A 23669-nucleotide genomic window follows, 5' to 3' on the forward strand; every position below is an offset into this window, starting at 1 on the left:
CATAGAGTGATGAGGAAAATTATGACGTGGCTTTTTGGGGAAAGGTTAACCATTGGTTTTTGCCACGATGTTTGAGCCACACGCCTTTGGGCAGAATGGACAGGACTTGATACCCGTTAATCATTTCTCCTTCATACACCACGGTCCGGTTGATCACCGCACTCCGTTGTTCACCTTCGACGGCAATGGCTTTAAGAGTGAACGTATTCGTCACCTGCTTCTCCTCTGTTTGGTCCGCTCCCATCGAAGCTGGGGCCGATTGCACCTGAGAGGCCGCAACGATGGGGGCAAAAGGATCACGACTGGAGTATTCGATCCATTGACCAGCTTCATCGTCATGGGGTTGCCCCGTAGGGGTAAGGGGAGGGAGTGTCGGGGCAGAAAGCAGTCGATTCAGTCCCACGGAGAGGATGCCCGGTGCATCGGATGCCGTGTCCACGATATTGGTATAGACCGCGAATCCTGCAAGAAGGCACAGACCAATCGCGACAAACGGATTTTTTAAAGCTCGACGGAATCGTTGGTTTTCATCCATACCGACAATCCAATGGTTAAATGAGTGGCTTGTTGACCATCACCCATGACCGTCACATTCTGAATGTCGACTCTTGGTCCGGATCGTGTCAGGGCTTTTAGGAACTGAAGATAGGAATGATACGCATGGGGGGTTCCCTGCGAGTTGACTTGAATTTCCAACGGAACCAATGTCACTCCCTGGATTGGAGTGGTGGTTCGGTCTGTGCTCAGAATCCGATATTGCATGAGGAGATTCCGCTGTTTGCCGTCGAATTGAAGCGTTTGCGCCCATTGCGCCAAATGGGTGAAGTTGTGGAGTAAGCGTTGCTCAGCCAGTTGAAGATGGGTGTCAAGCGCATCTGGACGAGCCTGAAGGTATTGAGAGCGAAGCTCCGACACCTGTTGTTCAAGGCCGATCGTATCTTGAGTTAACGATTGACGCTTTTGAATGGTGAAAAGTTTATCCAGACTCACCCAGCCCACAATGGATAACGTTCCAAACAGGAGCACCACGAGTGCCGTGTTTTTGAGCTGTTGGGGCTTGGGCCACTCAAAGCGGGGAAGCCACTTCATGATATGGTTCCCTTCAAAGTGAATCGATAGAGTGGGCGTTCATTGGTTGGAGTGGCGGTTTGTGTCATGAGTTGATCTCGCCAATCCTTATGAAGGGACACATGAAATGGTCCATCCGCCAGCTGTTGCACGAATTGATCCACCACAAGCAATGTGGCAGCAAGATTGGTAGAAGTGCTGCCGTCCAACTCCACGTTCCATCCGTCCGGGGTTCGCTCCACAAAGGCTTTGCGCAAAATGACCTGGGTGGGAATAATGGATCCCAAATAGCTGAGAAACGGGCCTTCTAATTCCGGCGTGGTTGTTTCGCTGACGGAATGAGCCCATTGCCGTTTCGTGTCTAACGACATGAGACGACTTTCCCATTGCGCGTAATCCTGCTGGAGGGCGGTGACCTGGTCGGTCATGGTCTGCATCGCTGTGCGATGTCTGGCTAAATACCCTTCGATGACGCTGGTTGTCCCGACTCCAAAAAGAATAAAAACCGCAAGCATGGAGACGAAAGCCTTGGTGAGGGTCTTTCGTAGCGGGGCTTGGAGAACCTGCGTGGGCGTGAAATTGCTGGACAGATTGACCGGAAGCATCGCGCCGACCCACAGCCAGTAATTCCAGTCGGGTTTAATGGGGAATGGCACAAGGGGAGTGCTCAAATGTGGCTGAATTTCACCAGCCGTCAATCGTTCTTCATCGTCCCAAAACCAGATGCAGGGAAATTTTAAATTGGTTTGTTGTGTGATAAACATTATCGTTCGATTGGCCTCGGTTCCGACCCGCTCCCCAAGTGGAACCCAGTCTTGGGCCGGGAACAGATGTCGAGTCCAGATCAGGGTTCCATCATCATTTCCTGCGACGATCATGATTTTGCCTTCGATCATGGTTATCAGCATCGAACCTTTTCCCGGTTCGACGGGCAAGGCGCTGAGTTGACTCTCAGAAAGAGTGGAAAGAGGAGCCAACTGACGAAGAGACAAATTCAACTCTTGGCAGATGTGCACGATCTTGTCGATATAGTCCTGTGGCCATATATCAAGGTGAATATGTAATTTCCCTCGCGCTTCCAGGCCAACCCGATATCGCCAAGCCGCCGGTCCTTCCCAAGGTTTTTCCTGTTGGACCTTTCGTTCTAGAAAGGGAAGGAGGTCGGTGGGGAGCATCGGAGGGATTTGAATGGTCCGCGTGGCAAGCCGCGGATGGTCCACGAGCATGGCGAGGTGCGTACCTGGAAATTGGGTGTGATGGATCGCTTCTTCCAATGCGTCGCGAAGAGTGTGTAGGGACACGAGCCGTCCCGGTTGTTCCCAACTCTGTCCAATCGTGTTTTTCACGATCGATAAGGCTTTCAATCGCCCATTGGAAAGGCTAACGCTTAAAATCGTCTGTTTTTTCCTCTGCAGAGTCTTTCGGAGGTTTGGTGGGATCTCCAGAATGGGTGTCTGAACCTCTGAATACGATGTGGGATGTTGAAGAGTGTCGAGCATGGTCTTAGGGGCCATAACACCCGCTACTATTGAGTCGCCATTGGGATCCTGCCGGGCAGTCGGGGTCGAATTGAAATCCGGCTTCGGCGGTCAGGGTGAATTGCGTTTTTTGACCAGTAAATGAATTCGTTTCATCCAAACTGATTGGGGTTCCAGTGAGATGATAGCGAATATGCGGCACAAGCGTGCCGACACCTGCTACGGTTTGGCTCCCATCGATTGCGTAGCTGCCTCCGGCGCCATTGGCAGAAAGACTGAGGAGATGAAACAAATGGCTAACGTGTCCACGGTGAATTTTAAGATCGGGCGTACCGGTTTCATCGGTGCTCCACCAGGTTTCAAAATGTGCATCGGTCGTAATGGAGGGGTTCACATTTTGTGCGAGATGGGTGATGACCATAAACCGCGCATCCGCCAAAGCCGTCGTTGGGAGACCGGTGGAGTTGGTGAATCCACTGATGTTGGGTTGCACGAAATAATAGCGGAGGAATCCATTGGGATTCGTCGTCAGTTGCCCTAAAGCCATTGCGACATAATCCGGACTCAGCGCTGTAAGGGTTGTTGGAAAGGAATGGGTTTGCCGCACGTAGAGTTCAACTCCTTGGGCAATGGTCGTTAAGTGTCCATCCTCCGAATCCCGCCTCACGGACGCCAGTTGATTGATCACATTTGGTGCGATGAAGCTGGCAAGAATGGCGATAATGGCCATGACGCCAATCATTTCCACAAGCGTAAATCCGCTTGTGGCTAGGCATCGTGAGGTGCGAATGAATGCGGACAGACTCCGGCCAATAATTTTAACTGCATTCCGGTTATTGCATTGACTGGACCGGAGCGTTGTGCCGGGACGCCAGTCTGTTTCGAAGGAGATTGAGTCCGTATGGAGTCCTATGGCCTGCGTAAAAAAGTGATCGCGTCTTTTCATGAATCCGATCCTGTCTTGCTCCTTCTTAGAGAGGCTCCTGCCTGGGGGGGCGTGTGAGTATTCTTCCCTCCAACGGGCATATCCAGCCTGGTAGTCCACCAACTATTCTTTCGGTGTTTGAAAAGCCAATCTTAATTTTCTTAAACTTTTCAAATGGTCATGGTGGGTTTGCCTGGATCACAGGAGGCAGGAGGATCGGGCGGAAGTCAGGTTATGGAGATGGGAAATGCCGTCATTTTTTCCCGGTCATGGGGCGGGGGTCCCGACGATGTTTCGACTTAACAGGGCGGTGACAGAGGATTCCATCGTTTGGTGAAGACGCACAAGGGGTGGAACCAATAGCTGGTATTGGTGGTGAGAGCGAACTGCACGTCAGGGGGGGGGGTGTAGCTATCGTCCTCGTCCATACCGATTTCGGTGCCTATAAGGTGAAATCTGCTATGCGTGGGAAGAAGGTCGCCGTTGGAATGCGTTGGTTGGTGGTCAATAGAAAAACTTCCCCCATTGCCTTTGGGAATCAGGCTCACGGTATAAAAAAGATGGCTAATCGTCCCACGATGAATAGTGAGGGCGGGAGTTATGCTGTCATTCGTGTTCCACCAGGTTTCAAAAGAGACGGGGGTCGTGATGGATGGGGCGGCATCTTGTGAGAGATTGGAAAGGAGAAGAAAACGGGCATTGATGATTTCCGCGCCAGTCAGTCCAGTCGAGTTCTGAAATCCGGCTATCGAGGGGTGCACCGAATAATAGCGTGGGAACCCCCGTGCATTTCGCGTCAGTTGGGCTAGAGGCAATGGCACATAGTCAGGGGAAAGGGCGAGTAACGAAGGGGGGAACGTGTGGTGCTGTCGAAGATAGGCGATCACACCGGTTGCGATCATCTGAAGGTCACGGGTCTCACGGTCTTCACTATTCTGATCCCAGACCCTGACCATAGAGGGCGATACAACAGCCAGCCCTATAGATATCATGGCCAACAAGCCGATGAGGATAATGAGGGTCATTCCGGCTTCCGGGTCAGAGGGAACCTGGTGGTGAGTTGAGGACCGTGCAGAGACGCCAGGAGAGTTCATGAGGCTTGTCAATGAATTCCACCCATTAAACTCATCATGGGCAAAAAGAGGGCTAGCGCGACGATTCCCACGATTCCGATTAATCCCAGGGTGATCACGGGCTCGAGAATGCCAAAGACTTTTTTGATTCGGCGCGGAATTTCCCGATTATAATAATTAGCCACGTTCATCAGTGTGTTGGGTAATGTCCCGGTGGCTTCCCCGACCGAAATCATTTGAATCACCATTGGCGGAAAGATCGGATGACGGTTTAAGGATTCATTGATGGTGGAGCCTTCGGACACAGCGCGTTGCGTGTCCTGTAGCGCCCGTTCCATCACGGAATTGCCAACGAGGCTCTGGCACAGTTGCAGGCTTTGCAGGACAGGGATTCCGGCTCGATACAAGACCGAAAAGTTTTGAACAAACTTCGATATCGTGAGCATCCGGATGAGTTCGCCCAGTACGGGGAGTTGTAAGATCATGCGGTCGCGCCAGTGAGCAAATTCTGGGAGGTATTTTTGACCCAGGACCCACACCATTGGGCCGAGCAGGAGGAATGAACTCCAGAGCCACCAACTCCCGACGAAGAGTTCGCTGAGGGTGATGATGATAAGGGTGATAGTAGGAAGGGGCACATGCAGACCTTCCAGGATAGGGACAAATCGCGGAATGACGAAGGTAAAGAGCAAGACCACTAATCCGATCACGGCTATGATGACGATGCTCGGATAAATGGTGGCCTGACGCACATCTCCACGAATTTGATCAAGCCAATCCAGATATCGTTCTAATTCTTTGAAGGTATCGGTCAAGGTGCCACTGTCTTCTCCGGCATGCACCAGATTGGTGATTTGCGGAGGAAAAATCCTGGGGTGTTGCTTCATGGCATCATGCAAGGTATTCCCGGCTTCGACTTGTTGGAAAATGGCTTGTAAGGTTGCGCGTAAATGAAGATTGGGTGTCTCGATCGACAAACTTTTTAACGCCTGGGTTAGGGGAATGCCTGCCTCGAGGAGTGTAAACATGTGTGTGGAAAATTCCATGAGATCGCGGGGTTTGACTCTCCCTCTTTTTTGAGTGGTTCGTGCGAGGGATTTCGGTTTGGATTCGAATGTCCGCACCAGCCAGAGCCCCATGTCCTGGAGCTGGCGTTCCAGGTGGAAAAGATCCGGCGCTGTCATCTCTCCCTCAACCGGCTTCCCATGGTCGTCGATGGCGCGGTATTGAAAATTAACCACCGGTGACCCTCAACACTTCCTCAATGGTGGTAATTCCTTGAAGGGCTTTCAGAAGTCCGTCATCAAACATGGTTGGCATCTGATCTCTCCGGATGATGGCCCGAATCCCTGCCATATCCGGTCCGTGCACGATAGGCGCATGGAGTTCCTCTGAAATCGGGATAATTTCGTAAATACCTGCTCGGCCTTTATACCCTGTCTGGCTACATGCGTGGCATCCTCTTCCTGTCCAAAGGCTAGGGAGTGGACCTTCCGGTAATTCTACTCGAAGATCCGCAAGGATGGCGGAGGCATCTGTCCGTTCAACCTTGCATTCCGGACAAATACACCGAACGAGGCGTTGTCCAATAATGGCCGTCAGGGCGGAGGCGAGGAGGAAGGCTTCCACACCCATGTCGATTAAACGAGGAATGGCTCCCAGTGCATCGTTGGTGTGAAGAGTGGAAAAAACCAAATGTCCGGTTAAGGCCGCACGCATGGCCAGATCGGCCGTTTCCTGGTCACGAATTTCACCAACAAGTATGACGTCGGGATCTTGCCGAAGGAGTGCACGAAGCCCGGCCGCAAAGGTCATCCCGATGTCCGGATTGACCTGCGTTTGGCGAATCAGAGGCATCTGATATTCGATCGGATCTTCCAACGTAAACACACTTTTTTCTTTCGCATCGACATGGCGGAGCGCCGTATACAATGTCGTGGTCTTTCCACTCCCTGTGGGACCGGTCACGAGGATAATGCCATGGGGACGTTGGATCAGTGCTTGGACGCGCGATTGGTCGTTGGGTGTAAATCCTAACGCCAGGAATTCTAGCTTTAATGCCCCTTTATCCAGAATTCGGAGGACAATGCTTTCTCCAAAATTTGTTGGAAGGGTCGACACGCGAAGGTCAATCCGGCGGGTGCCTAAGGTAAAGGGGATACGGCCGTCCTGAGGAGTTCGCTTTTCCGTCAGATCGAGATTGGCCATAAGTTTAAACCGGGCGGTAATAGGCGCTTGAAGGGGTTTCGGAATGAGAATTTCTTGTGTGAGTATGCCGTCAATGCGCATCCGAACCCGTAAATAGTACTCATCCGGCTCGACATGGATGTCGGTCACCCGGGATTGAATGGCGGCGGTAATGAGTTGATTGCACAAGCGAATCATTGGGGCCACCCGGCTTCCATCTTCTCCAAGATCGGAGATGCCTTTAGCCATTAATTCATCAAGCAGTTGCTTGATGGACTCCCGGTGCGCATAGTGCCGCTCGATCGCTTCGATCAGTTCCTGGGCAGGGGCGGTGTGAGTATGTACATTGAGCCCGATGCGACTTTCGATGCTATCCACCGCGACAATATTCAACGGATCTGCCATGGCCAGGTTCAACACATTCCCCTGTTTGCTAAGAGGGAGGACTTGAAACTGGGTGGCGATATCGTAGGGGATGAGATTGATAATTTCCGGTGGGATGAAAATAGTGGAGAGGTCGACTACGCCGGTTTGGGTGCCCTCGGCCAGATAATGGGCCAGGATTTTTTCGGTAATGAATCCCAGGCCAATGAGCGTTTGGCCTAACATCACGCCTTTTCTCTTAGTCTCTCGGACCGCCAGGTCCAATTGCTCTTGAGTGATCCAGCCGTCTTGAAGGAGAGACGTTCCGAGGAGAGGCCGTGCGGCTGTGGTAGGTGTGATTGGTGTGGTTGGCATAGACCAGGCTGTCAGGAGAAATTTATGGGCGCAAGGAAATGGGTGTTGTCCTGTGAGGGATACCTTGGAGGGAGGAGCACAGTCATCGTTGTAATTTCCTCACTCTTTCCTCATTGAGGGAGGACACGACTTATTGGTGCGTCAGGTAAATATACAGGCGATCATTGGCCGCCGCATACTTCACGCGTCCGCGGAGTTGGCGTTCGGCCAAGCTTGATCCTATACCCGCATCAATGATGCCATCGATTTCATTGAATTCAGTATCAGACACTCCATCGACCCTGAGATAGGCGACTCGGGCTCCGGTAGGGAGATCGCTGTTTCCGTCATCGCCCTTCAAGTCCCATCCCACATTTGTTGCGGTGGTCGCTGTTCCGAGTGCGATTGCCGCTTGTGCTGGAATGTACATGGTTGTTCCTAATCCCGGAGGCGTATTCGTATTAAATTTTTCCAGATAGGGTCCTCGGAATCGGCTCCATTGATTGGTGCCGGTATTCAATGGGTCCGAGGCGTCGAGCGTTAACCGGGCGGCAAGGGAAGTGACAGTGGCACTGTTTCCTCCGGTCTCTTGTGCTGGAGTTCCAGCCGCATTGAGAGGCCAGATGGTTCCGATGTCTCCATAATATTTGGCGACGGCGGTCTCGTACGTTCTTACTGCGGCAGCCAGGGAACTTGCCTTAGACGACGCAATCAGGGTGAAAATCTTTGGCAATAACAGGGCAATCAGTATGGCAATGATGGCCAAGACCCCGATCATTTCCACCAAGGTAAACCCCTGGGAATGATGAAGTGGCCGAAAAATTTTTCTTGGCATCTGTCAGTTCTCCTTTACGAAGGGTGCTTCATTTGGCCGTGTTTCAGGTGAAATAGGGAAAATGGTATGGATGACACGTCCATAAAAAATCCATCGGCATATGATATGGCCTTCTTAAGGCCAGGCGTTCCCCGGAAATTAGGATTGCGGTCGTGAGCGGGATTGCAGGTCTAGAAGTGCGATGGAGGCAAATGGATCACCGAGTTGGGATGCTTGATGGAAAAGCCGGTGGGCGGCCTTGGGATCGGAAGGTCCGATCTGGCCATCCGCATAGAGGTATCCCAGATGAACGAGTGCGGAAGAGAGTTGAGGGTTGATGGCAAGAGCGTGGTGTATGGCGTCTTTGGCATCTTCAATAAAGCCCAGACTTTTAAGTGCGATGCCCATTCCGATATAGGCATCGGCTGATTTGGGATGGGTTTTGAGGGATTCTCGATACGCAGTTATCGCGTCTTCCGGCCGACCATTAAGCAATGACCGCCATCCCGAATTTGAAAGGTCTTGTGTGGCATTGTTGTGAAATAGGACTGTTGTGTGAATGGGTTTCTTTGTGGGAGTGAAATGGGATTGTTGAGATCCCACAGCTTTGAGTTCGATGGCTGACGGGTGAAGGGGATTGGTTGGAAGAGCGGAATGCTCAATTCGTGATGAGGTGATGTTTTCGAGATCCGCCTGAGCGTGGGGGGGAATATAGTTGTTAATCTTTTCTAGTTGCCGGATGAAAGGTTGAGGGTCAGATTCATCTCCATGACTCAAGTCTTGGGAGCCCGGTAGGGTCAAATGGTTTCCCAAGGCAGAAGACCAGGTCAACATTCCCAGACCAATGATCATACTGAAAATAAAGGTGACTGAGGATGCTTTTGGCGCTCTTGATGTTCCTTTGGCTTTTGCCCTTGGTTTTGAGATGGGTTGTCTCATGGTTGCTCATTGCCTCAGTGGTTCCAGATTGAACATATCGGACAATAGGCAACATGCTTAAGGAATTAGGCGTGAAGTGTTGAACCAATTCAAAAAAACACAGATCAAAAGGTTCGCAACGGCCAACAAGAGAACATATGTGCCTGAGAGTTGATGGAGAGCTTAGAGATGAATGAACCCATGCGATGGTTCAACCTCTGCGTCAGGCAGAAGTAACAATGGGTCTGTTGAAAAAAGCCGCCAGCGGCGTTCTCGTCATTTTGCCGTGCTCACGTACTGGAGGTATGCTCTGCGCGCAAAAATGACTGCGGCCTTGCTGGACGAACCCTTCGAAAGGCTCAGGGCATGCTTTTTTGAACCGCCCCCGAAACCTCTAATATGCAACATGCCATTGGAAATTATTATTCGACACTCCCTCAATGTCCTAAGGCATCAATGCACTGAAGAGTCTGGGCTATGTATGTGAAGGTGCGTGATCGACAATGGGAAAAGTCTAGGCTTGGTGGCAGAGTGTGCCGACGCAGGTAAGGTCTAAAACAAGTAACAAGACCCACCCTTTATTGAGGTGGGCCTTGCAGGACCGAAGGCCTTTTGGCTCAATGCCTATTTGGCTTGATCGGGAAAGGCGGCCTTTAACAGTGGCTGCAATTCCCCTTTTTCTTCCATCGGACCCAAGACATCCGTATCACCATAAAACTGGCCATTGATGAAGACTTTTGGCAAAGTCGGCCAGTTGGTCATTTTTGAAAGGGCCTCCCGTTTTTCAGGGTTTGGCAAGGCGTTGATCAATTCATAGGGGTAGCCGAATTTGTTAAAAAATTCCATGGTCTCCACCGTAAATCCGCATTGAGGGGCAGTCTTCGTGCCTTTCCCGTAAATGAGAATTTTGTGTTGGGCGATTTCTTTGTTGATTTCGTCTTCAATGGGTGTACTCATTGGCTTATCCTCCTTGGGCTTCATTGCGGGTTTTGGCCTGAATTTCTAGGGCATGAATGCGTCCGTCTTTCATGGGCGCGTCGAGGGCTTGATAGATCATTCGATGACGGTCTAATAAATTCTTTCCTTCAAAGGCATTGGAAATGACTTTGACCGTAAAATGGTCCATGGTACCTGTTCGATCGAGAACCGAGACTTCGGCATCGCCTAAGGCTTGCTGAAGTTGAGTGCTGAGATCCTCAAATGTCATCATAGAAAATTTTGATCCTGGTGAAAAATGATGGAATATTCTGTCCCCACTATACCGGAGAAAGAATTTTCTACGCAATGTGGTTCTGGGGCCTTCCCAGAATAAATGGTTCCTTGTGGGGTTCCGATGTTTTGACTTGTTTATTCTGGGCGACGAGTGTTCCTGGTCCGAGTTGGGGTAAGGCGTGAAACGTCAGGGAGAAAAATGGCGGAAGCAAGAGGATAGATGAGAAGAGAAGCGGGAGGAGGGAACCCTGGTTTTGCCTCCTGTCCTAACTGTTTACCGAATTTATTTTTTTATTAATGCGGATAAGGATAGAGACTTGCTTGCAGAAAGGCTTCGAGGCCCTTCAACACTTGAATGGGAATTTCATGACCCCCACGGAACTCTACCCAACTGACAGGTAATCCGGCTGTTTGGATATGTTCACGAAGTTGCTCTGCCATGGAAAACGATAAAATGGGGTCGTCAGTGCCATGGCTTTGAAATACCCGAAGACCTTGGCGAGTGGGCAGGCGGGTAAGCCATTCTTGCTTGGCAATGAGTGTACCGGATAGCAGTGCCAAGCCTGCCAAAGGTAAATCGGTATGAAGGGCCAGGTCAGTCGCCAGCATGGCCCCTTGGGAAAACCCTCCAAGGATCAGTGATCGAGTCGGTACCGACAAGGTTTCTAGGGCGAGAGAGAGGACGTCCTGCATTTGTGTGCGGGCCGGGGGCAGGCCACGAGGAATTTCTAGTGACAACGCATCCCACTGCCCTTGGGCTCTGGCCTGTGTGAGGCGTTCCATGTCCAGCATCCACCAGGCTCGAGCGTTCCCAAAGCCCATGCCCAGTTCGAGTGGAGCAGCAGGAAAAAGGAAGCGGACTTCATCCGGGACATTGAGATAGCGCCATAATGCGACTAAATCATCCCCTGGCGCACCGAATCCATGCAAGAGAACTACAAGTGGTCCGTCGCCGCTTCCTTGGCGATCCACTCCACCTGTAATACATACATCTAAACCGGCTAAATGTTCGTGTCGCATACAGTCAGAAGTCTAGTGGAATAGACGAGAGAAGGAGGAAATTTTTGATTGGTTTTGTAGTATTGGTAAATCCGTGAATGCGATACTGGAAGGCGAATTATTTAAAATCCTAATGGCCCATTTTCGGGGCGCCGGCATTGGCGCCTTCTGTGATGAGCGGAATCCGCAAGACCTGGTGGCAGTGATTGCAGACGACTTTCAAGGTATTCTCGTCGGCATATTGGATCTCTTCTTCTTTTTTCCAAAATAGCTTACTGCATTTTGGGCATTTTCTGACTAACATCGACATCGGCACGACTCCGGTTTTTGTCAGTTAATTCTAGTAGACTTAGTGTAATACATCTTGCCACAATCTGCCAACGCATGATCAATTTTTTGGATTCCAACGATATTCAGGCGCAAGAGCTTTTGGCATTGTTCTGCCAAACGGATTGGGCTTGTGCTCGTTCATTGGATGATACTCAACGGATGCTGGCACATACGGATGTGGCCATTTCCGCCTGGGATGGTCCCAGGCTCGTCGGATTTGGGAGGGTGTTGACGGATTTCATCTATCGCGCCTCGATTTGGGATGTGATCGTGGATCGTGCCTATCAGGATCGGGATATCGGTAAAGGCATTATCCAACGAATATTAAGGCATCCCAAGCTGGAACGGGTGGAGTTGTTTTGGCTTTGCACCAGGCGCTATCAGGGGTTTTACGCCTCTTTGGGATTTTCTGATAAAGAGCAGACTGGTATGGTCTGGGACCGGGGCAAGCATATCGTTCCTCCCACGGAACCATTCAATAGGTAGAGATGAGGTCTGGAGAAATTGGAACCTGTCCATGGTTATGCTATTGCGGCATCCAGATCAGGAAAACGAGGTGACCAGTGATAGTTGTGGGATTAATGTCAGGGACGTCGGCGGATGGGGTCGACGCGGCGGTCGTGGATATTCGGGGAAGCGGACATCGTCTCAAGAGTTCACTACTCAAACATGTTGGCCGTTCTTATTCTCCCAGGCTTCGTCAACTCATTTTACAAGCGTGTGAGCATGGGACCGTAGGGCAAATCTGTCACCTCAATGTGGTCCTGGGCGAAGTGTTTGCCAAAACCGCATTGTTGGCCATAAAACATTCCGGCATTTCTCCTCAACGAGTGGCGTTGATTGGTTCGCATGGCCAAACGATTCATCATCGGCCGGCCGCAATTTATGAGCCTGGTATCGGGCAGATCCGTTCGACCCTGCAAATTGGAGATCCCAATGTGATTGCGGAACGTACCGGAGTCCCGACTGTATCGGATTTTCGAGCTAGAGATCTGGCTGTGGGGGGGGAGGGGGCTCCATTGGCGCCTTATGTCCATGCTCTTCTTTTTGCTCAGAAACGTGCGACACGAATGGTGGTCAATCTCGGAGGGATTGCCAATGTGACCGTACTATCCGGCGGGGGAAACTTGGCGGCGGTTCGAGCGTTTGATACAGGCCCCTGCAATATGTTGTTGGATGGATTGGTGGCTATGGAGACACAGGGGCAAGCCAGATTTGACCGGGGAGGTCGTCTTGCCCTGAAGGGTCAGGTGGATAAGGGTCTGCTTCGATGGCTGCTTGCGCATCCCTATGTGTCTCGATGTCCTCCAAAATCCACCGGGCGTGAGATGTTTGGGGAAGGCTATATCCAGCGAGTGTGGGCTCAGGCGCAGCGTCGCCATTTGGCCTTTTCCGACCTTTTAGCGACGAGCTGTCGGTTTATTGCTCAGGTAATTCACGATTCGCAAAAATGGACGAAGGAGATCCCTGATGAGTTGGTGTTTGGCGGTGGTGGAGTGCGGAATACTCGACTCTGGTCAGAACTGTCCGGTGTGTTCGATCCAATTCCCGTGAGGTGTATGGACGAATGTGGGGTCTCCAGCCAAGCCTTTGAAGCGCAGGCCTTTGCGGTGCTGGCGTATCAAACCATTCATGGTGTCTGTGCCAATCTTCCTAAGGTCACAGGGGCTCGCCATCCGGTTATTTTGGGGACCGTCACTCCCGGTATTCACGGACTTCCTTAGAGTGCTTCCCATTGTTAAGGGATTGTTCCCGCTGGCGAAATGACTGACGAATTGATGTCTCAAAACAGCTTTTCACTGATTCTCCTGGCCGGCTTCATACTCGGAGCCGTGTTTTTGTTGCGATGGATCTGGCGCCGTCCCCTTCCAGCGGGGGCTCTTCCACCGTTGACTCCTGAATCTGCTGAGAGCGTGGTGACTGCTCGACCCCTCATGTCGCCGGGAGAAGCGACCTTGTACAATCTGATTACCCTAGCGGCACGTGACCATATGTTGATTTTGGCTAAAATCCCCCTCCTCAGTGTCCTGTCTGTTGTCGATAAAGATGAAGAAGCTCGAAAAGCGGTTATGCGAACGATTCAGTCTGTTCGCTGCGATGTCGTTCTTGCCCATCCTGGTTCTCTTAAAGTCATGACGGTGGTTAACTTGGAGAAGGAGGTTCCTTCTGCGGTCGGACGCGAGGACCGGGATCGATTTGTGGAGACCCTGTTGAAGGCAGCGGGAATTCAATCGATTACTCTTCAGGTCACACAGTCCTATTCCGTGGATCAACTGACCGAATTGCTTGGCCTTGCTGAAGAAGAATAAAGATAGGACAGGAAGTCATGTTGTGGGAACGACCAATGAGGGAAATGGCGTCTGAGATTATGTTCTTATGACCGGTAGGATGGCCTGGAAGGCTTTCAACCCTTCATCGACGATGGTGCCGGTTTCCACTGCCGAATCATCGATTGGAAGAAACCGCGCAATTTTAAAGAACGTGCGATGGTCGAGTGTTGCGGCGATTTCAGATCGTCGACTGCGTGTGATGGGAAGAGTGAGGCCTGGTCCGTATTTCCACTCCCAGAGAGACGGGCTGAGACAGAGGCAGAGATCTTGGTCTGCTACCTCTAAGTATCGATTAAACAGGTTGCGTCGATATTGTTTGATCAGCGGGCCTTCAATCATGAGGGCGAAGACGATGTGGTGCCCCCACCAGATCAAGGATCGGAAGGCAAACTTGTTCTCACGTGTATACAATCTGGGGAAATCCACATATTGATAGGGGAAATCTTCAAGATGCTCGCCTTTGACAAATTGCCTGGCTTGAGAATCGAATCCTTCTGGAGCGAGAAGGGGCTGGAACGCGATTTCAGCCTCAAGGCGTTCCTGGAGCTCCTCCAGGATCTGTTTGATTTTAAGGGAAACCTTGGCTTTCTTACGGAAAAAATCGCGATCGGCCAAGAGGGTTAATTCATCAGGAGTGAAGGAATGACTAGTGGTCATAAATACATATACCTCACATACTTAAGGATGGGTTGTGGAAGAGAATCGGCCTTTGTCTTTTTTGAGGAATGTCTGCGGCGTGAATGGTGAATGGGGGAGAATCGGGACTAATGAAAATTGCGACCTACAATGTCAATTCTATACGAAAACGGATCGGTATTCTTCACAAGTGGTTATGGCAACACAATCCGGATGTCATGTGTCTTCAAGAGACCAAAGTGCAAGATCATGAATTTCCCCTGCAAGCGTTTGCCGATTTACCCTATCACATCAATTTTTGTGGTGAGAAATCCTACAATGGGGTCGCCATTTTTACCCGCACACCACCGGAACTGGTGTCATTCGGTTTAGATGACGGGGAGCCACAAGAAGATCCCGCACGCCTGGCTCGGGTGGTGATCAACGGCATCACTATTATTAATACTTACATTCCGCAGGGCTTTTTGATTGATTCCCCGAAATATGCCTATAAATTAGAGTGGTTTCAGAGATTGAGAAGGTATTTTTCGCGTGTGGGCTCAACAGGTCAACCTGTGATTTGGTGTGGAGATATGAATGTCGCTCCTGAGCCGATTGACGTGCATAGCCCCGAAAAACATCTTAAGCATGTGTGTTTCCATGAAGATGTGCGTCGGGCATATCAGGAGACGGTGTCCTGGGGATTCGTTGATGTGTTTCGACATCATTTTCCGCATCAACAGCAATTTACGTTTTGGGATTATCGACGACCAGAAGCTCTGGAGGCGAACCGTGGATGGCGAATCGACCATATTCTGGTCACTCCTCCACTCCTTTCCCATTCCCATACGGTGAAGGTGGATGTTCAGCCTCGACGGGAGGAGTCACCATCTGACCATACGGTTTTATGGGCGGAATTTTCACTGTAAGGAAAAAGGTCGGTTCTTGTTCAGAACCGACCCTTGGTAAATAAGGCCTAAGCCTATTGCGTGGAAATGATGTTCGGATTGGATCTTGTTTTGTGGCTAAAGATCTAAGGGCAGAAGTAAGCATTCACCCGAATGGTTACCCTATCAACGAACCTATTTCGATTTTTTGTGTCGAGGCTTTGGATCTTCAGTAATGTTTTCAAGAGGAATGAAGACCGCACAGGCAACCACCGTAGTCCAGAGGTTCGGTTTTCCGATGGCGGATTGGGTAATGTTCTGAGTTCGAACAATATCCTTTCCCATTTTAAACACCTGCTCACGTTCCTTCCAGGCGACATTTGGATCGAATTTGATGCCAAGAGTGGTTGCGAGCATTTGGGCTGCGAGGTCCTCTGTATATTCTCCAGCCTCTTCGTCCGTTTCCCCATAGCCATGATGTTCCGACAAGTAGCCATAATTGACTTTCCTGCCAGAGGGAATGGCTAGCCCGATTGAGGCCGAAATCAAGCGATTCCGCTCATCCGTGTCCGATCTGGCCATGACGCAAAAGGTAATTTCGCCTGGATTGAGTAACTGTTCACCGCGTTTTCTCGGGATGATTTTACAATCTGGAGGAAAAATGGATGAGACGGTCACCAGGTTGCAATACGCAATTCCTGCGCTCCGGAGGGCTTCTTCGAAAGAGGTCAGTTTTTCCTTGTGGACGCCCACACCTCTGGTAAGAAACATTTGCGTTGGGACCATCTCTACTCCTTCATTAATCAGTTAGTGGTGGAATGGGTTAGGCAGTACATGCCTGTTTGATCGTCGAATCTGATTCCCAACCTCGCTTTCCAATTTGTGTATGAAAATGCGAAATCCTGGACGATTCGGACGGCCACGGGAAAGAACAACCTTGTCACCTAGCCGGATATTTTTACCAAGAGTGATTGGCAAGGTGCAAGATCGTGAGGACTCAACGTTCAAGAAAAAACAAGAAGGCCTCAAGAAGATCTTTTGATCACCAACAATTTAGGCTCGGTCAGTTCCTGAATAGCATATCGAACACCTTCTCGCCCTAATCCTGACTGTTTGATTCCTCCATAGGGCATGTGATCGGCTCGAAAAGTCGGAATTTCATTCACCAGAAGCGCACCGACTTCTAATCGTGAGTATGCCTGATACATCGCATCGATGTTGCTGGTGAATATTCCCGTTTGGAGGCCGAAATCAGAATCATTGTGAAGGGCAAATGCTTCTTCGAGGTTTGCATAGGGCGTGACGGTGACCACTGGACCGAAAATTTCTTCGCAACAGACCTTCATGTTGTTGCTGACGTGAGTCAGAACTGCAGGTTCAATGAATGAATCCTTCCGCGTTCCGCCGGTCATGACTCTTGCCCCTTGCGAAACGGCTTCTTGGATCCATGCCTCCACTCGGCGTGCGGCTTGTTCGCTAATGAGGGGACCGACGACAATGTTCTCGAGCGAGGGATCGCCCATCGGCAATAATCGAACGCGGTCGACAAAGGCCTTAAGAAAGTCGTCGTACCGCGATTCATGAACGAAAATTCGTTGCACAGAAATGCAGGTTTGTCCGGCATATCCGTACCCTCCCGCCACGCAACGGTCTATGGCTACATCGAGATTGGCGTCCGGTTCTATGATCACCCCGGCATTGCCTCCGAGTTCCAGTAGAACCCGTTTGTATCCGGCTTTTCCTTTCAGCATCCATCCAATCGTCATAGAGCCGGTAAAACTCAAGGCTTGAAAGTTGGGATGGATCACCATCTGTTCTGCCAGGGTATTGGAACAGGGGATGATCGTCAGCATTTCCGGAGGCAGTTCCGTCGTCAAAAAAACTTCTCCCAACATGAGCGAAGTTAATGGGGTTTGCGGGGCTGGTTTCAATACCATCGCGTTCCCCGCCGCTAGGCAAGGGGCCACTTTGTGGGCTACCAGATTGAGAGGGAAATTAAATGGGGTAATGCCAAGAACCGTTCCGATCGGGAAGCGTGTGACAGATCCTGAGTATGCCTCCCCTCCTGGGGTGAGATCCATCGGCAGGATTTCTCCCGGGATGCGAGTACTTTCCTCTGCGGCCAGGCGAAAAGTCTGAATGGCTCGGTCGACTTCACGCCGTGCGTCGGAAATTGGCTTGCCAGCCTCCTGACAAATTGTGGACGCAAATTCTTCCCGTCTAGTGGATAGGCCGGTCGCGATGTGCAGGAGCGCCTTTGCTCTGGCATGTGCCGGTATTCTGGCACATTCGGATGAGACCTGTTTGGCGGAGTTGGTGACCTGGTGTATATGCTCAGGCTCAGCCTGGCAGACCATGGCTAACACCTCATTGGAGTAGGGATTACGTACCGGCTCCGCAGATGGGGTCTTGACCCATTGGCCGCCTATAAGGATTGGCTTTGCCGTGGCCACAGTCATGAGTAGGTGAGAACCTCGTGAAATAGAGGTGATTAGATTGATGAAGGTGGCTGGTCAGAACCGGGATCAGACGAGGAAGGCAAATGTTCGGCTTTCTGAATGAGATTTTCCGTTCCCCATTCCTTGATCGCGTCTAAACTAAACGGTTCGAATGCGGCAATGGCTCCGCAACTCGGACACCCGTCGACCGGCATCTTGGCTTTGAATACTTCATCAAAACAGGTTAAGCACACAAATAAGTCCGGTTCACCTTGTGCGCATTCAACAGGCCAGAAAGATTGGGATTCAGTCATGACATCAAACCCGTCCTCTGAGTTAAAACATGAATGTCAAAATTACCTGTGCAAATGTACACCTAATCACGCTGTCAGATCAATGAGGAATTGCGTGGAGAGCGAATGAATGAAGGATTTATGTCTCTTCGATGTGAGTAGAGGACGGTACCGGTAAAAAAATCGAGGAGGTTCAGGCTCCATGAAGCGTGAGCAACTTATCAATTTCTTCCTTGAATGTCTCATAGGGAAAGGCCCCTGGAATTAAAATGAGATGAGGATCTTCCGGAAGGGTTGTGGGAAAGAGGACGAATGCCGGCGTGCCACGAATTCCTAAGGATCCGGCATCCTGTAAATCCTTCTCAATATCTTTCAAATAGCGATGGGAAGCCAGGCATTCAGAAAATTGCTCGACGTGGAGGTTGAGGTCCTTGGCATATTGCTTGAGATTATCCGGAGCCAACTGGCCATCACTGTTAAAAAGACGATCATGCATTGGCCAATAGGCATTCTGCTCTCCTGCGCATCGGGCCGCATCGGCTGCCCGGAGTGGGCTTCCCATGCCTCGAGGGAAGTCCCGATAGACAAACCGCACTTTTCCGGTCTCAATATACTCTGAAAGCAATTTGGGAAAGGTCTCATGAAAAAACTTTTCGCAAAACCCACAAGTAAAATCCGAGTATTCCAGCAGGGTGATCGGAGCCTTAGGATCCCCTCGCACCACATCATCATCCTGGATCAAAAAATCCGTAGTTTTCCCATGAGTCATGGGACTGATGAGCAGGGTGCCGAGAAGGATCGCGAAGGCTATGGTGGATTTGAGGGACTTGCCAATATTCATCATCACTCCCTTACCAATGTTGTTGCATTCCTGACGGACCATGTCGAGATAAGAAGTTGGTCGTCTGCCAGGTGTTGAATTACCTGCGACGGGCACTTTCCAGAAGTCCCATCATCAGAAGTGGCCAGACCACTGTGGCATCACTCAAAACCTCAGCAAACATCCCGCCCTCTTTTCTTGGCACAAATTTTCCCCATGATACACCCTCCTCATACGTGCATCCGCTGAGGCCACCCCAGTAGTCGGGCTCCGGGCAAATGCGAACACCATACTGGTATCGCGGAGGGGTTAATTGTGTACCCATCCGGAGATTGAGAATCTCGATGTAGGGGGGCGTTTGTTGCGCCCAATTCCGGGGAACGCCGCCACCAATGGTGAAAATCCCTAGCCGTTTGGCAGACAGCAGCTTTTCCGTATAACTATTGAGGTCCAAGAATGGATTAAACGCCGGACGAGATTGCTGTAAAAGCTGCCAGGTTTCCTGATCGGAGAGATCGGGTGGAGGTTGGGCTTGAGATTGTCGTTTTTCCCTCATCGCCCAAATGGAGACATCCAGCCCCATTTCAGAATCGGTAAATGCAGGGATATAGACCGGGACACCCTGCTCATAGGCACTTTTTAAAATACCTGGGCCTTCGTAATCGTCGTGGAGGGTTTTCCCGATTTCTCGAGTCAGGATTTCCGAGGAGATGGGGGTTTCCGGAGTCATCCGCTTTAAGGTTTGACTGACGACCCGTTCGACGTGGTTGAGATTTGTTTCCATCTCCAGCGTGTCGTAGACCCGGTTATAACCTTTTTCATAGAGCTCGGTATCCGTCATGGATGGGTGATACTTGTAGTGCGTTTTACCTACGGCTTCGCTCAGGCCATGAGCAATCAATGCCCCTGTGGATACAACGGCCTGCACCATGTTTCGGTCGATCATGCTGCAGATAATCTTTCCCATTTTTGCAATGGTCATGGCCCCGGACAAGGTCAAGATCACAGTACAATCAGGATCCTCGACCATTTTTTTTAAAATCTCAAAGGCATCGCCAAGACGGCGCCCGCCAAAGGCCGTTTTTTTCATGGCCGCCAGAAGATCGGAAAAAGATTCAATTGTTTCCGGGTCCAGCGCCTCCAGGGCTTCCAGCCCGTCGCTTTCGCCATCGTGAAAAGTTCTCGGCGTCATCACAGATCCTTACGGCATAGATTAAAGAAAAAACCAGACGGGAGTACGAGGAGTCTGATTCTAACGGGTGCGAATGCGAACAACCAGGAAGGGGGCGAACGTCCGTTCCTATGGTAATTGGTGATCCCAACGGGATTTGAACCCGTGTCTGCACCTTGAGAGGGTGCCGTCCTAGACCAGCCTAGACGATGGGACCAGTCTGAGTCTGTTCGTTAATTGATATTTGTTTTTTCTGCCCTTACCAGGGATGCCCGAAATGTACCATTAGGGACTTATTGCATGCAATGAAAAAAGGGCGGATGCATGGGCCAAGAATGTAAATCACCAGTGTTGACTAGGGAGAACACGGTTGCAAGAACAAAAAATGTCCATTAAATCAGATATCAGAGGAGGGGGAGGCCGTTGTTTGAACGGTTAATAGGCCCCGCATGAAAGGATGGAGTCCACAATGGTAAGGATAGCGGCCGGGGGCTAACCGGGTTAAGACATACTGATGGTCGGGACGAATGACTCCTGAGTCAAATGAGCATCGTGAACGGGATTGACAGTCGTCTGCGACAATGGAATGCGCTTCACCTGTGTTATTTTTCCACGTGAGGGAGGTATCCAAGCGGATCATCAGGTGGTTGGGAGAAAAAAATGGCGGTGCTGATTGAATGGCAATCTGTGGAGAAGAGGCCCACAACATTGGTTGCGTGGAAACGGGGAATAGCAGAAGGACCAGGAAGCAGAGCAGTTGACTCATTTGAAGGAATGTTCTGAATGAACACAGTGTTGTCATGATTGTTCGGCCATCAAGTGGTCAGGTCTGGCGAAGGTGAGGCTCCGGCCCTTTCGCTATGGTTTGATGGTCAGGAAAATGGCCCCTTTTCCGCGCTGCAAGAGCACTAAGACGGAGGTTCCAGTTTCCAATCGCTTCACAAGCTGTTCGAAATCCCTCACGGACCCAATGGGAGAGCGATTCAGTTCCAATATCACATCACCCGGTTGAACGCCGGCCCGTTCAGCCGGAGAGTTCGGGGCAATTTGGGTCACGACTACACCCTGACCATCTCGTGTTTGTCCGGGCTGGACGGGTTCTACAGAAAGCCCTGAAAGGGCGTGGTTACCTGAGACCGAACTAGGAGACTCTCCTGTCAATCCTGCAGTATCTTTAGGCATTTCAGTGATGGAAACCGAGAGATTGACAATTTTTCCGTTTCGCCACACTTCAAGGGGAATGGAGCTCTCCGGTGTCGTTTCGGCTACAAGTGTGCGCAAATGGTTCGGATCTTTCACGGTGACATCATTGTAGGTGCGGATGATATCGCCACGTTTCAATCCGGCTTGTCCTGCAGGGCTTTCGCTAAACACATCACCCACCAAGGCGCCCTGGGTATCAGGCACATCAAATTGGGTGGCGAGGTCTTGGGATAATTCCTGAATCGACACGCCCAGCCACCCACGAATGACTTTCCCATGCCCGATCAGGCTTTGCATCACACTTTTTACCATTTGGCTGGGGATGGCAAAGCCAATGCCCATGTAGCCGCCTGTTCTGGAAAAAATGGCGGTATTTATACCAATGAGTTGGCCCTGCAGATTGACGAGAGCACCTCCGGAATTGCCTGGATTAATGGCGGCATCGGTTTGAATGAAATTTTCATAGTCGACAATGCCGACATTGGCCCGGCCCACGGCGCTAATAATTCCCATCGTAACGGTTTGATTCAACCCAAAGGGGTTGCCGACCGCCAGGACCAATTCTCCAACTTCCAGTGCCACAGAGTTTCCCCAAGGTAAGGTAGATAATCCGGTGGCTTCAATCTTGATCACCGCTAAATCGGTTTTGGGATCCGTGCCAATCAGTGTCGCCGGAAGTTTCCGTTTATCTCCTAAAAGGACCATTAAGTCATCGGCCTGTTCCACGACGTGATTATTGGTGATGATGTATCCGTCATCGCTGACAATCACTCCGGAGCCTAAGCCTTGCTCCTGCCGTTCGCGTGGTTGTTTAAACCGCCGCTCAAATTCCTCTCCAAAAAACCTCCGGAAAAATGGATCTTCAAGCAGGGGATTCGTGCCTTGAGATTGGACGGTGCGTTTGGTCGCGGAGATATTCACGACCGAGGCCATAGCCTCTTTGGCGATTTTAACAAAGGTTTCGTTGGAAGCTAGAAGAGGGGTGGAGGCTTTAACCACGGGAGACGAATCAGCTGCATGGACGACCGCAACAGGCGCATCGGTTCCACTTGGGGCTGCGGTTATGGATGGGGGAGGCTCAGCAGGGGTGGAGGATGGAGCCTGGGAGCATTGAATCTGGGTGACTCCAAGGAAGCCCACCGCAATCGCGACCACCCAAATATGGTACCTGTTTCTCCCAGGGGATGTTTTCCCCGGATATTGTCCACTCATGCAGAATACCTTTTCCTTATGTTGGTGAGGAGAGTCATCAAACGCAAATTTTTCGTGAGCCTTGTCCTTGCTCAGAATTGTATCAAGTTTGCATGCAAGGGTGCTGGCATTTAACGGCCACCAACATTCCGTTTATTTTACCAAAAAAGCCCCCTGACTCAAGATGCGCGATGGAGCATTGGACCACTATTCGTGCCTGTAATCACCAAGGATGTCATCATCAGGAAGAGCCCGCATTCAACTACCCCCGGAATTTGCCTGATGGATGAATCGAGTGCGGAGGGGTCGGTAATTTCAGGAATATGGAGATCCGCTATATAATTGCCATTGTCTGTGAGAAAAGGCTGGCCGTCTTTGTAACGCAAAGGTGAAGGCCATCCCAGATTCTCAAGATGCCGTTGAGTTGTTCGCCAGCCGAAGGGCACAATTTCAACTGGTAAGGGAAAAGGAAGTCCAAGATGGGGCACCTGTTTAGCCTGATCCACAATAACAATGAATTGCCGAGCAGCGTTCGCCACAATTTTTTCCCGCATTAACGCCCCTCCTCCTCCTTTTATCAGATTCAGTTGAGGGTCGACCTGATCGGCGCCATCCACCGCCACATCAATGTCCCAGGGTTCTTCATCGTTCAGTAAAGGAATACCCAATTGTTTGGCATAGACCGCTGTGGCTTCTGAGGTTGGCACGCCACGGACTCGTAATCCTTGTTGGACCCGCTGGCCTAAGGCCGCCAAAAAATGATGGACCGTGGAACCGGTGCCGAGTCCCAAGATCTGCTCATCATGTATAAATTCCAGGGCTTTCAGTGCGGCTTGGGCTTTTTGTTGATCGGGTGTGAATGGTGTCGATGAAGATGACATAGAGGGTCTCACTCACGAGAATTATTCAATGGCAAACGACCGAATACGATTGGTTATCGAAATTAGCAGACATTCTTTCTCAAAGCCTGGTGCTTGGCGAATCTTATGAGGCAAAACGG

26 protein-coding genes and 1 tRNA gene are annotated in these 23669 nt (G+C 50.7%); 4 read left to right on the plus strand and 23 right to left on the minus strand.

What is annotated here, in order from left to right:
• Positions 1-19: 19 nt before the first annotated feature.
• From ACWHYD_RS01575 to ACWHYD_RS01635, 13 genes are all read right to left on the minus strand, one after another.
• A complete protein-coding gene (locus ACWHYD_RS01575; RefSeq protein WP_447964194.1) occupies positions 20-535 on the minus strand; it encodes a hypothetical protein in 516 nt (171 codons plus the stop codon).
• On the minus strand, positions 502-1089 hold the full coding sequence (locus ACWHYD_RS01580; protein ID WP_447964195.1) for a hypothetical protein: 588 nt from the start codon (positions 1087-1089) through the stop codon (positions 502-504). The genes ACWHYD_RS01575 and ACWHYD_RS01580 overlap by 34 nt, the downstream gene beginning before the upstream one ends.
• Positions 1086-2582 carry a hypothetical protein gene (locus ACWHYD_RS01585; protein WP_447964196.1) on the minus strand — a complete coding sequence of 499 codons (1497 nt, stop codon included), beginning with the start codon at positions 2580-2582 and terminating at the stop codon, positions 1086-1088. The genes ACWHYD_RS01580 and ACWHYD_RS01585 overlap by 4 nt, the downstream gene beginning before the upstream one ends.
• Positions 2572-3492 carry a type II secretion system protein gene (locus ACWHYD_RS01590; RefSeq protein WP_447964197.1) on the minus strand — a complete coding sequence of 307 codons (921 nt, stop codon included), beginning with the start codon at positions 3490-3492 and terminating at the stop codon, positions 2572-2574. Before ACWHYD_RS01590 ends, ACWHYD_RS01585 begins: the two co-directional genes overlap by 11 nt.
• A gap of 278 nt (positions 3493-3770) precedes the next feature.
• Entirely contained in the window at positions 3771-4496 is a 726-nt protein-coding gene (locus ACWHYD_RS01595) for a hypothetical protein (protein WP_447964198.1), read from the minus strand.
• A 77-nt stretch (positions 4497-4573) separates the two neighbouring features.
• On the minus strand, positions 4574-5785 hold the full coding sequence (locus ACWHYD_RS01600) for a type II secretion system F family protein (RefSeq protein ID WP_447964199.1): 1212 nt from the start codon (positions 5783-5785) through the stop codon (positions 4574-4576).
• Complete coding sequence (locus ACWHYD_RS01605) at positions 5778-7469, minus strand: GspE/PulE family protein (protein WP_447964200.1); 1692 nt, start codon at positions 7467-7469, stop codon at positions 5778-5780. Before ACWHYD_RS01605 ends, ACWHYD_RS01600 begins: the two co-directional genes overlap by 8 nt.
• A gap of 130 nt (positions 7470-7599) precedes the next feature.
• Positions 7600-8283 (minus strand): prepilin-type N-terminal cleavage/methylation domain-containing protein, encoded by a 684-nt coding sequence (locus ACWHYD_RS01610; RefSeq protein WP_447964201.1) that lies wholly within the window; start codon positions 8281-8283, stop codon positions 7600-7602.
• Positions 8284-8421: 138 nt separating this feature from the next.
• Entirely contained in the window at positions 8422-9201 is a 780-nt protein-coding gene (locus ACWHYD_RS01615) for a tetratricopeptide repeat protein (RefSeq protein ID WP_447964202.1), read from the minus strand.
• A gap of 603 nt (positions 9202-9804) precedes the next feature.
• On the minus strand, positions 9805-10137 hold the full coding sequence (locus tag ACWHYD_RS01620; protein ID WP_447964203.1) for a glutaredoxin family protein: 333 nt from the start codon (positions 10135-10137) through the stop codon (positions 9805-9807).
• 4 nt (positions 10138-10141) lie between these two features.
• The gene (locus ACWHYD_RS01625) at positions 10142-10390 is read right to left on the minus strand and encodes a BolA/IbaG family iron-sulfur metabolism protein (protein ID WP_447964204.1); all 249 of its coding nucleotides are present in this window, start codon (positions 10388-10390) and stop codon (positions 10142-10144) included.
• Between the two features lie 296 nt (positions 10391-10686).
• Complete coding sequence (locus ACWHYD_RS01630) at positions 10687-11412, minus strand: alpha/beta hydrolase (RefSeq protein ID WP_447964205.1); 726 nt, start codon at positions 11410-11412, stop codon at positions 10687-10689.
• A 109-nt stretch (positions 11413-11521) separates the two neighbouring features.
• Entirely contained in the window at positions 11522-11701 is a 180-nt protein-coding gene (locus tag ACWHYD_RS01635) for a hypothetical protein (protein ID WP_342347014.1), read from the minus strand.
• Positions 11702-11775: 74 nt separating this feature from the next.
• Here ACWHYD_RS01635 and ACWHYD_RS01640 point away from each other — a divergent pair, with 74 nt between their 5' ends.
• The 3 genes from ACWHYD_RS01640 (at position 11776) to ACWHYD_RS01650 (ending at position 14030) form a co-directional block, all read left to right on the plus strand.
• The gene (locus tag ACWHYD_RS01640; protein WP_447964206.1) at positions 11776-12207 is read left to right on the plus strand and encodes a GNAT family N-acetyltransferase; all 432 of its coding nucleotides are present in this window, start codon (positions 11776-11778) and stop codon (positions 12205-12207) included.
• 77 nt (positions 12208-12284) lie between these two features.
• On the plus strand, positions 12285-13445 hold the full coding sequence (locus ACWHYD_RS01645; protein ID WP_447964207.1) for an anhydro-N-acetylmuramic acid kinase: 1161 nt from the start codon (positions 12285-12287) through the stop codon (positions 13443-13445).
• A gap of 39 nt (positions 13446-13484) precedes the next feature.
• The gene (locus ACWHYD_RS01650; RefSeq protein WP_447964208.1) at positions 13485-14030 is read left to right on the plus strand and encodes a DUF2726 domain-containing protein; all 546 of its coding nucleotides are present in this window, start codon (positions 13485-13487) and stop codon (positions 14028-14030) included.
• Between the two features lie 57 nt (positions 14031-14087).
• On the opposite strand, the gene ACWHYD_RS01655 is transcribed toward ACWHYD_RS01650, so the two are convergent.
• Complete coding sequence (locus ACWHYD_RS01655; protein ID WP_447964209.1) at positions 14088-14708, minus strand: hypothetical protein; 621 nt, start codon at positions 14706-14708, stop codon at positions 14088-14090.
• 110 nt (positions 14709-14818) lie between these two features.
• On the opposite strand from ACWHYD_RS01655, the gene xth reads away from it, so the two are divergent.
• Positions 14819-15595, plus strand: a complete 777-nt coding sequence (xth, locus tag ACWHYD_RS01660; protein WP_447964210.1) for an exodeoxyribonuclease III — start codon at positions 14819-14821, stop codon at positions 15593-15595.
• Between the two features lie 153 nt (positions 15596-15748).
• Here the strand turns inward: xth and ACWHYD_RS01665 are convergent, their stop codons facing one another.
• The 9 genes from ACWHYD_RS01665 to rpiA form a co-directional block, all read right to left on the minus strand.
• Positions 15749-16339, minus strand: a complete 591-nt coding sequence (locus ACWHYD_RS01665; protein ID WP_447964211.1) for a pyruvoyl-dependent arginine decarboxylase — start codon at positions 16337-16339, stop codon at positions 15749-15751.
• 239 nt (positions 16340-16578) lie between these two features.
• Positions 16579-18012: an aldehyde dehydrogenase family protein gene (locus tag ACWHYD_RS01670; RefSeq protein ID WP_447964212.1), complete on the minus strand. Its 1434-nt coding sequence runs from the start codon at positions 18010-18012 to the stop codon at positions 16579-16581.
• Between the two features lie 32 nt (positions 18013-18044).
• The gene (locus tag ACWHYD_RS01675; RefSeq protein WP_447964213.1) at positions 18045-18305 is read right to left on the minus strand and encodes a hypothetical protein; all 261 of its coding nucleotides are present in this window, start codon (positions 18303-18305) and stop codon (positions 18045-18047) included.
• A gap of 172 nt (positions 18306-18477) precedes the next feature.
• Positions 18478-19128 (minus strand): DsbA family protein, encoded by a 651-nt coding sequence (locus ACWHYD_RS01680; RefSeq protein WP_447964214.1) that lies wholly within the window; start codon positions 19126-19128, stop codon positions 18478-18480.
• A 76-nt stretch (positions 19129-19204) separates the two neighbouring features.
• Positions 19205-20296 (minus strand): deoxyhypusine synthase family protein, encoded by a 1092-nt coding sequence (locus ACWHYD_RS01685; protein ID WP_447964215.1) that lies wholly within the window; start codon positions 20294-20296, stop codon positions 19205-19207.
• A gap of 118 nt (positions 20297-20414) precedes the next feature.
• Positions 20415-20492: transfer RNA gene (locus ACWHYD_RS01690), tRNA-Glu, on the minus strand.
• A gap of 180 nt (positions 20493-20672) precedes the next feature.
• Positions 20673-21041 (minus strand): cupredoxin domain-containing protein, encoded by a 369-nt coding sequence (locus ACWHYD_RS01695; protein ID WP_447964216.1) that lies wholly within the window; start codon positions 21039-21041, stop codon positions 20673-20675.
• A 92-nt stretch (positions 21042-21133) separates the two neighbouring features.
• A complete protein-coding gene (locus ACWHYD_RS01700; RefSeq protein WP_447964217.1) occupies positions 21134-22690 on the minus strand; it encodes a DegQ family serine endoprotease in 1557 nt (518 codons plus the stop codon).
• 158 nt (positions 22691-22848) lie between these two features.
• Positions 22849-23550, minus strand: coding sequence for a ribose-5-phosphate isomerase RpiA (gene rpiA, locus ACWHYD_RS01705; protein WP_447964218.1), 702 nt, complete (start codon positions 23548-23550; stop codon positions 22849-22851).
• Positions 23551-23669: the final 119 nt, after the last annotated feature.

This window comes from Nitrospira sp. Ecomares 2.1 (assembly GCF_965152585.1).

What these genes read in the sequence shown, in the direction of transcription:
- ACWHYD_RS01575 (WP_447964194.1), bottom strand. Translation starts at nt 535, where the DNA reads ATGGATGAAAACCAACGATTCCGTCGAGCTTTAAAAAATCCGTTTGTC.
- ACWHYD_RS01580 (WP_447964195.1), bottom strand. Translation starts at nt 1,089, where the DNA reads ATGAAGTGGCTTCCCCGCTTTGAGTGGCCCAAGCCCCAACAGCTCAAA.
- ACWHYD_RS01585 (WP_447964196.1), bottom strand. Translation starts at nt 2,582, where the DNA reads ATGGCCCCTAAGACCATGCTCGACACTCTTCAACATCCCACATCGTAT.
- ACWHYD_RS01590 (WP_447964197.1), bottom strand. Translation starts at nt 3,492, where the DNA reads ATGAAAAGACGCGATCACTTTTTTACGCAGGCCATAGGACTCCATACG.
- ACWHYD_RS01595 (WP_447964198.1), bottom strand. Translation starts at nt 4,496, where the DNA reads ATGACCCTCATTATCCTCATCGGCTTGTTGGCCATGATATCTATAGGG.
- ACWHYD_RS01605 (WP_447964200.1), bottom strand. Translation starts at nt 7,469, where the DNA reads ATGCCAACCACACCAATCACACCTACCACAGCCGCACGGCCTCTCCTC.
- ACWHYD_RS01610 (WP_447964201.1), bottom strand. Translation starts at nt 8,283, where the DNA reads ATGCCAAGAAAAATTTTTCGGCCACTTCATCATTCCCAGGGGTTTACC.
- ACWHYD_RS01615 (WP_447964202.1), bottom strand. Translation starts at nt 9,201, where the DNA reads ATGAGACAACCCATCTCAAAACCAAGGGCAAAAGCCAAAGGAACATCA.
- ACWHYD_RS01620 (WP_447964203.1), bottom strand. Translation starts at nt 10,137, where the DNA reads ATGAGTACACCCATTGAAGACGAAATCAACAAAGAAATCGCCCAACAC.
- ACWHYD_RS01625 (WP_447964204.1), bottom strand. Translation starts at nt 10,390, where the DNA reads ATGATGACATTTGAGGATCTCAGCACTCAACTTCAGCAAGCCTTAGGC.
- ACWHYD_RS01630 (WP_447964205.1), bottom strand. Translation starts at nt 11,412, where the DNA reads ATGCGACACGAACATTTAGCCGGTTTAGATGTATGTATTACAGGTGGA.
- ACWHYD_RS01635 (WP_342347014.1), bottom strand. Translation starts at nt 11,701, where the DNA reads ATGTCGATGTTAGTCAGAAAATGCCCAAAATGCAGTAAGCTATTTTGG.
- ACWHYD_RS01640 (WP_447964206.1), top strand. Translation starts at nt 11,776, where the DNA reads ATGATCAATTTTTTGGATTCCAACGATATTCAGGCGCAAGAGCTTTTG.
- ACWHYD_RS01650 (WP_447964208.1), top strand. Translation starts at nt 13,485, where the DNA reads ATGACTGACGAATTGATGTCTCAAAACAGCTTTTCACTGATTCTCCTG.
- ACWHYD_RS01655 (WP_447964209.1), bottom strand. Translation starts at nt 14,708, where the DNA reads ATGACCACTAGTCATTCCTTCACTCCTGATGAATTAACCCTCTTGGCC.
- xth (WP_447964210.1), top strand. Translation starts at nt 14,819, where the DNA reads ATGAAAATTGCGACCTACAATGTCAATTCTATACGAAAACGGATCGGT.
- ACWHYD_RS01665 (WP_447964211.1), bottom strand. Translation starts at nt 16,339, where the DNA reads ATGGTCCCAACGCAAATGTTTCTTACCAGAGGTGTGGGCGTCCACAAG.
- ACWHYD_RS01670 (WP_447964212.1), bottom strand. Translation starts at nt 18,012, where the DNA reads ATGACTGTGGCCACGGCAAAGCCAATCCTTATAGGCGGCCAATGGGTC.
- ACWHYD_RS01675 (WP_447964213.1), bottom strand. Translation starts at nt 18,305, where the DNA reads ATGACTGAATCCCAATCTTTCTGGCCTGTTGAATGCGCACAAGGTGAA.
- ACWHYD_RS01680 (WP_447964214.1), bottom strand. Translation starts at nt 19,128, where the DNA reads ATGATGAATATTGGCAAGTCCCTCAAATCCACCATAGCCTTCGCGATC.
- ACWHYD_RS01685 (WP_447964215.1), bottom strand. Translation starts at nt 20,296, where the DNA reads ATGACGCCGAGAACTTTTCACGATGGCGAAAGCGACGGGCTGGAAGCC.
- ACWHYD_RS01695 (WP_447964216.1), bottom strand. Translation starts at nt 21,041, where the DNA reads ATGAGTCAACTGCTCTGCTTCCTGGTCCTTCTGCTATTCCCCGTTTCC.
- ACWHYD_RS01700 (WP_447964217.1), bottom strand. Translation starts at nt 22,690, where the DNA reads ATGAGTGGACAATATCCGGGGAAAACATCCCCTGGGAGAAACAGGTAC.
- rpiA (WP_447964218.1), bottom strand. Translation starts at nt 23,550, where the DNA reads ATGTCATCTTCATCGACACCATTCACACCCGATCAACAAAAAGCCCAA.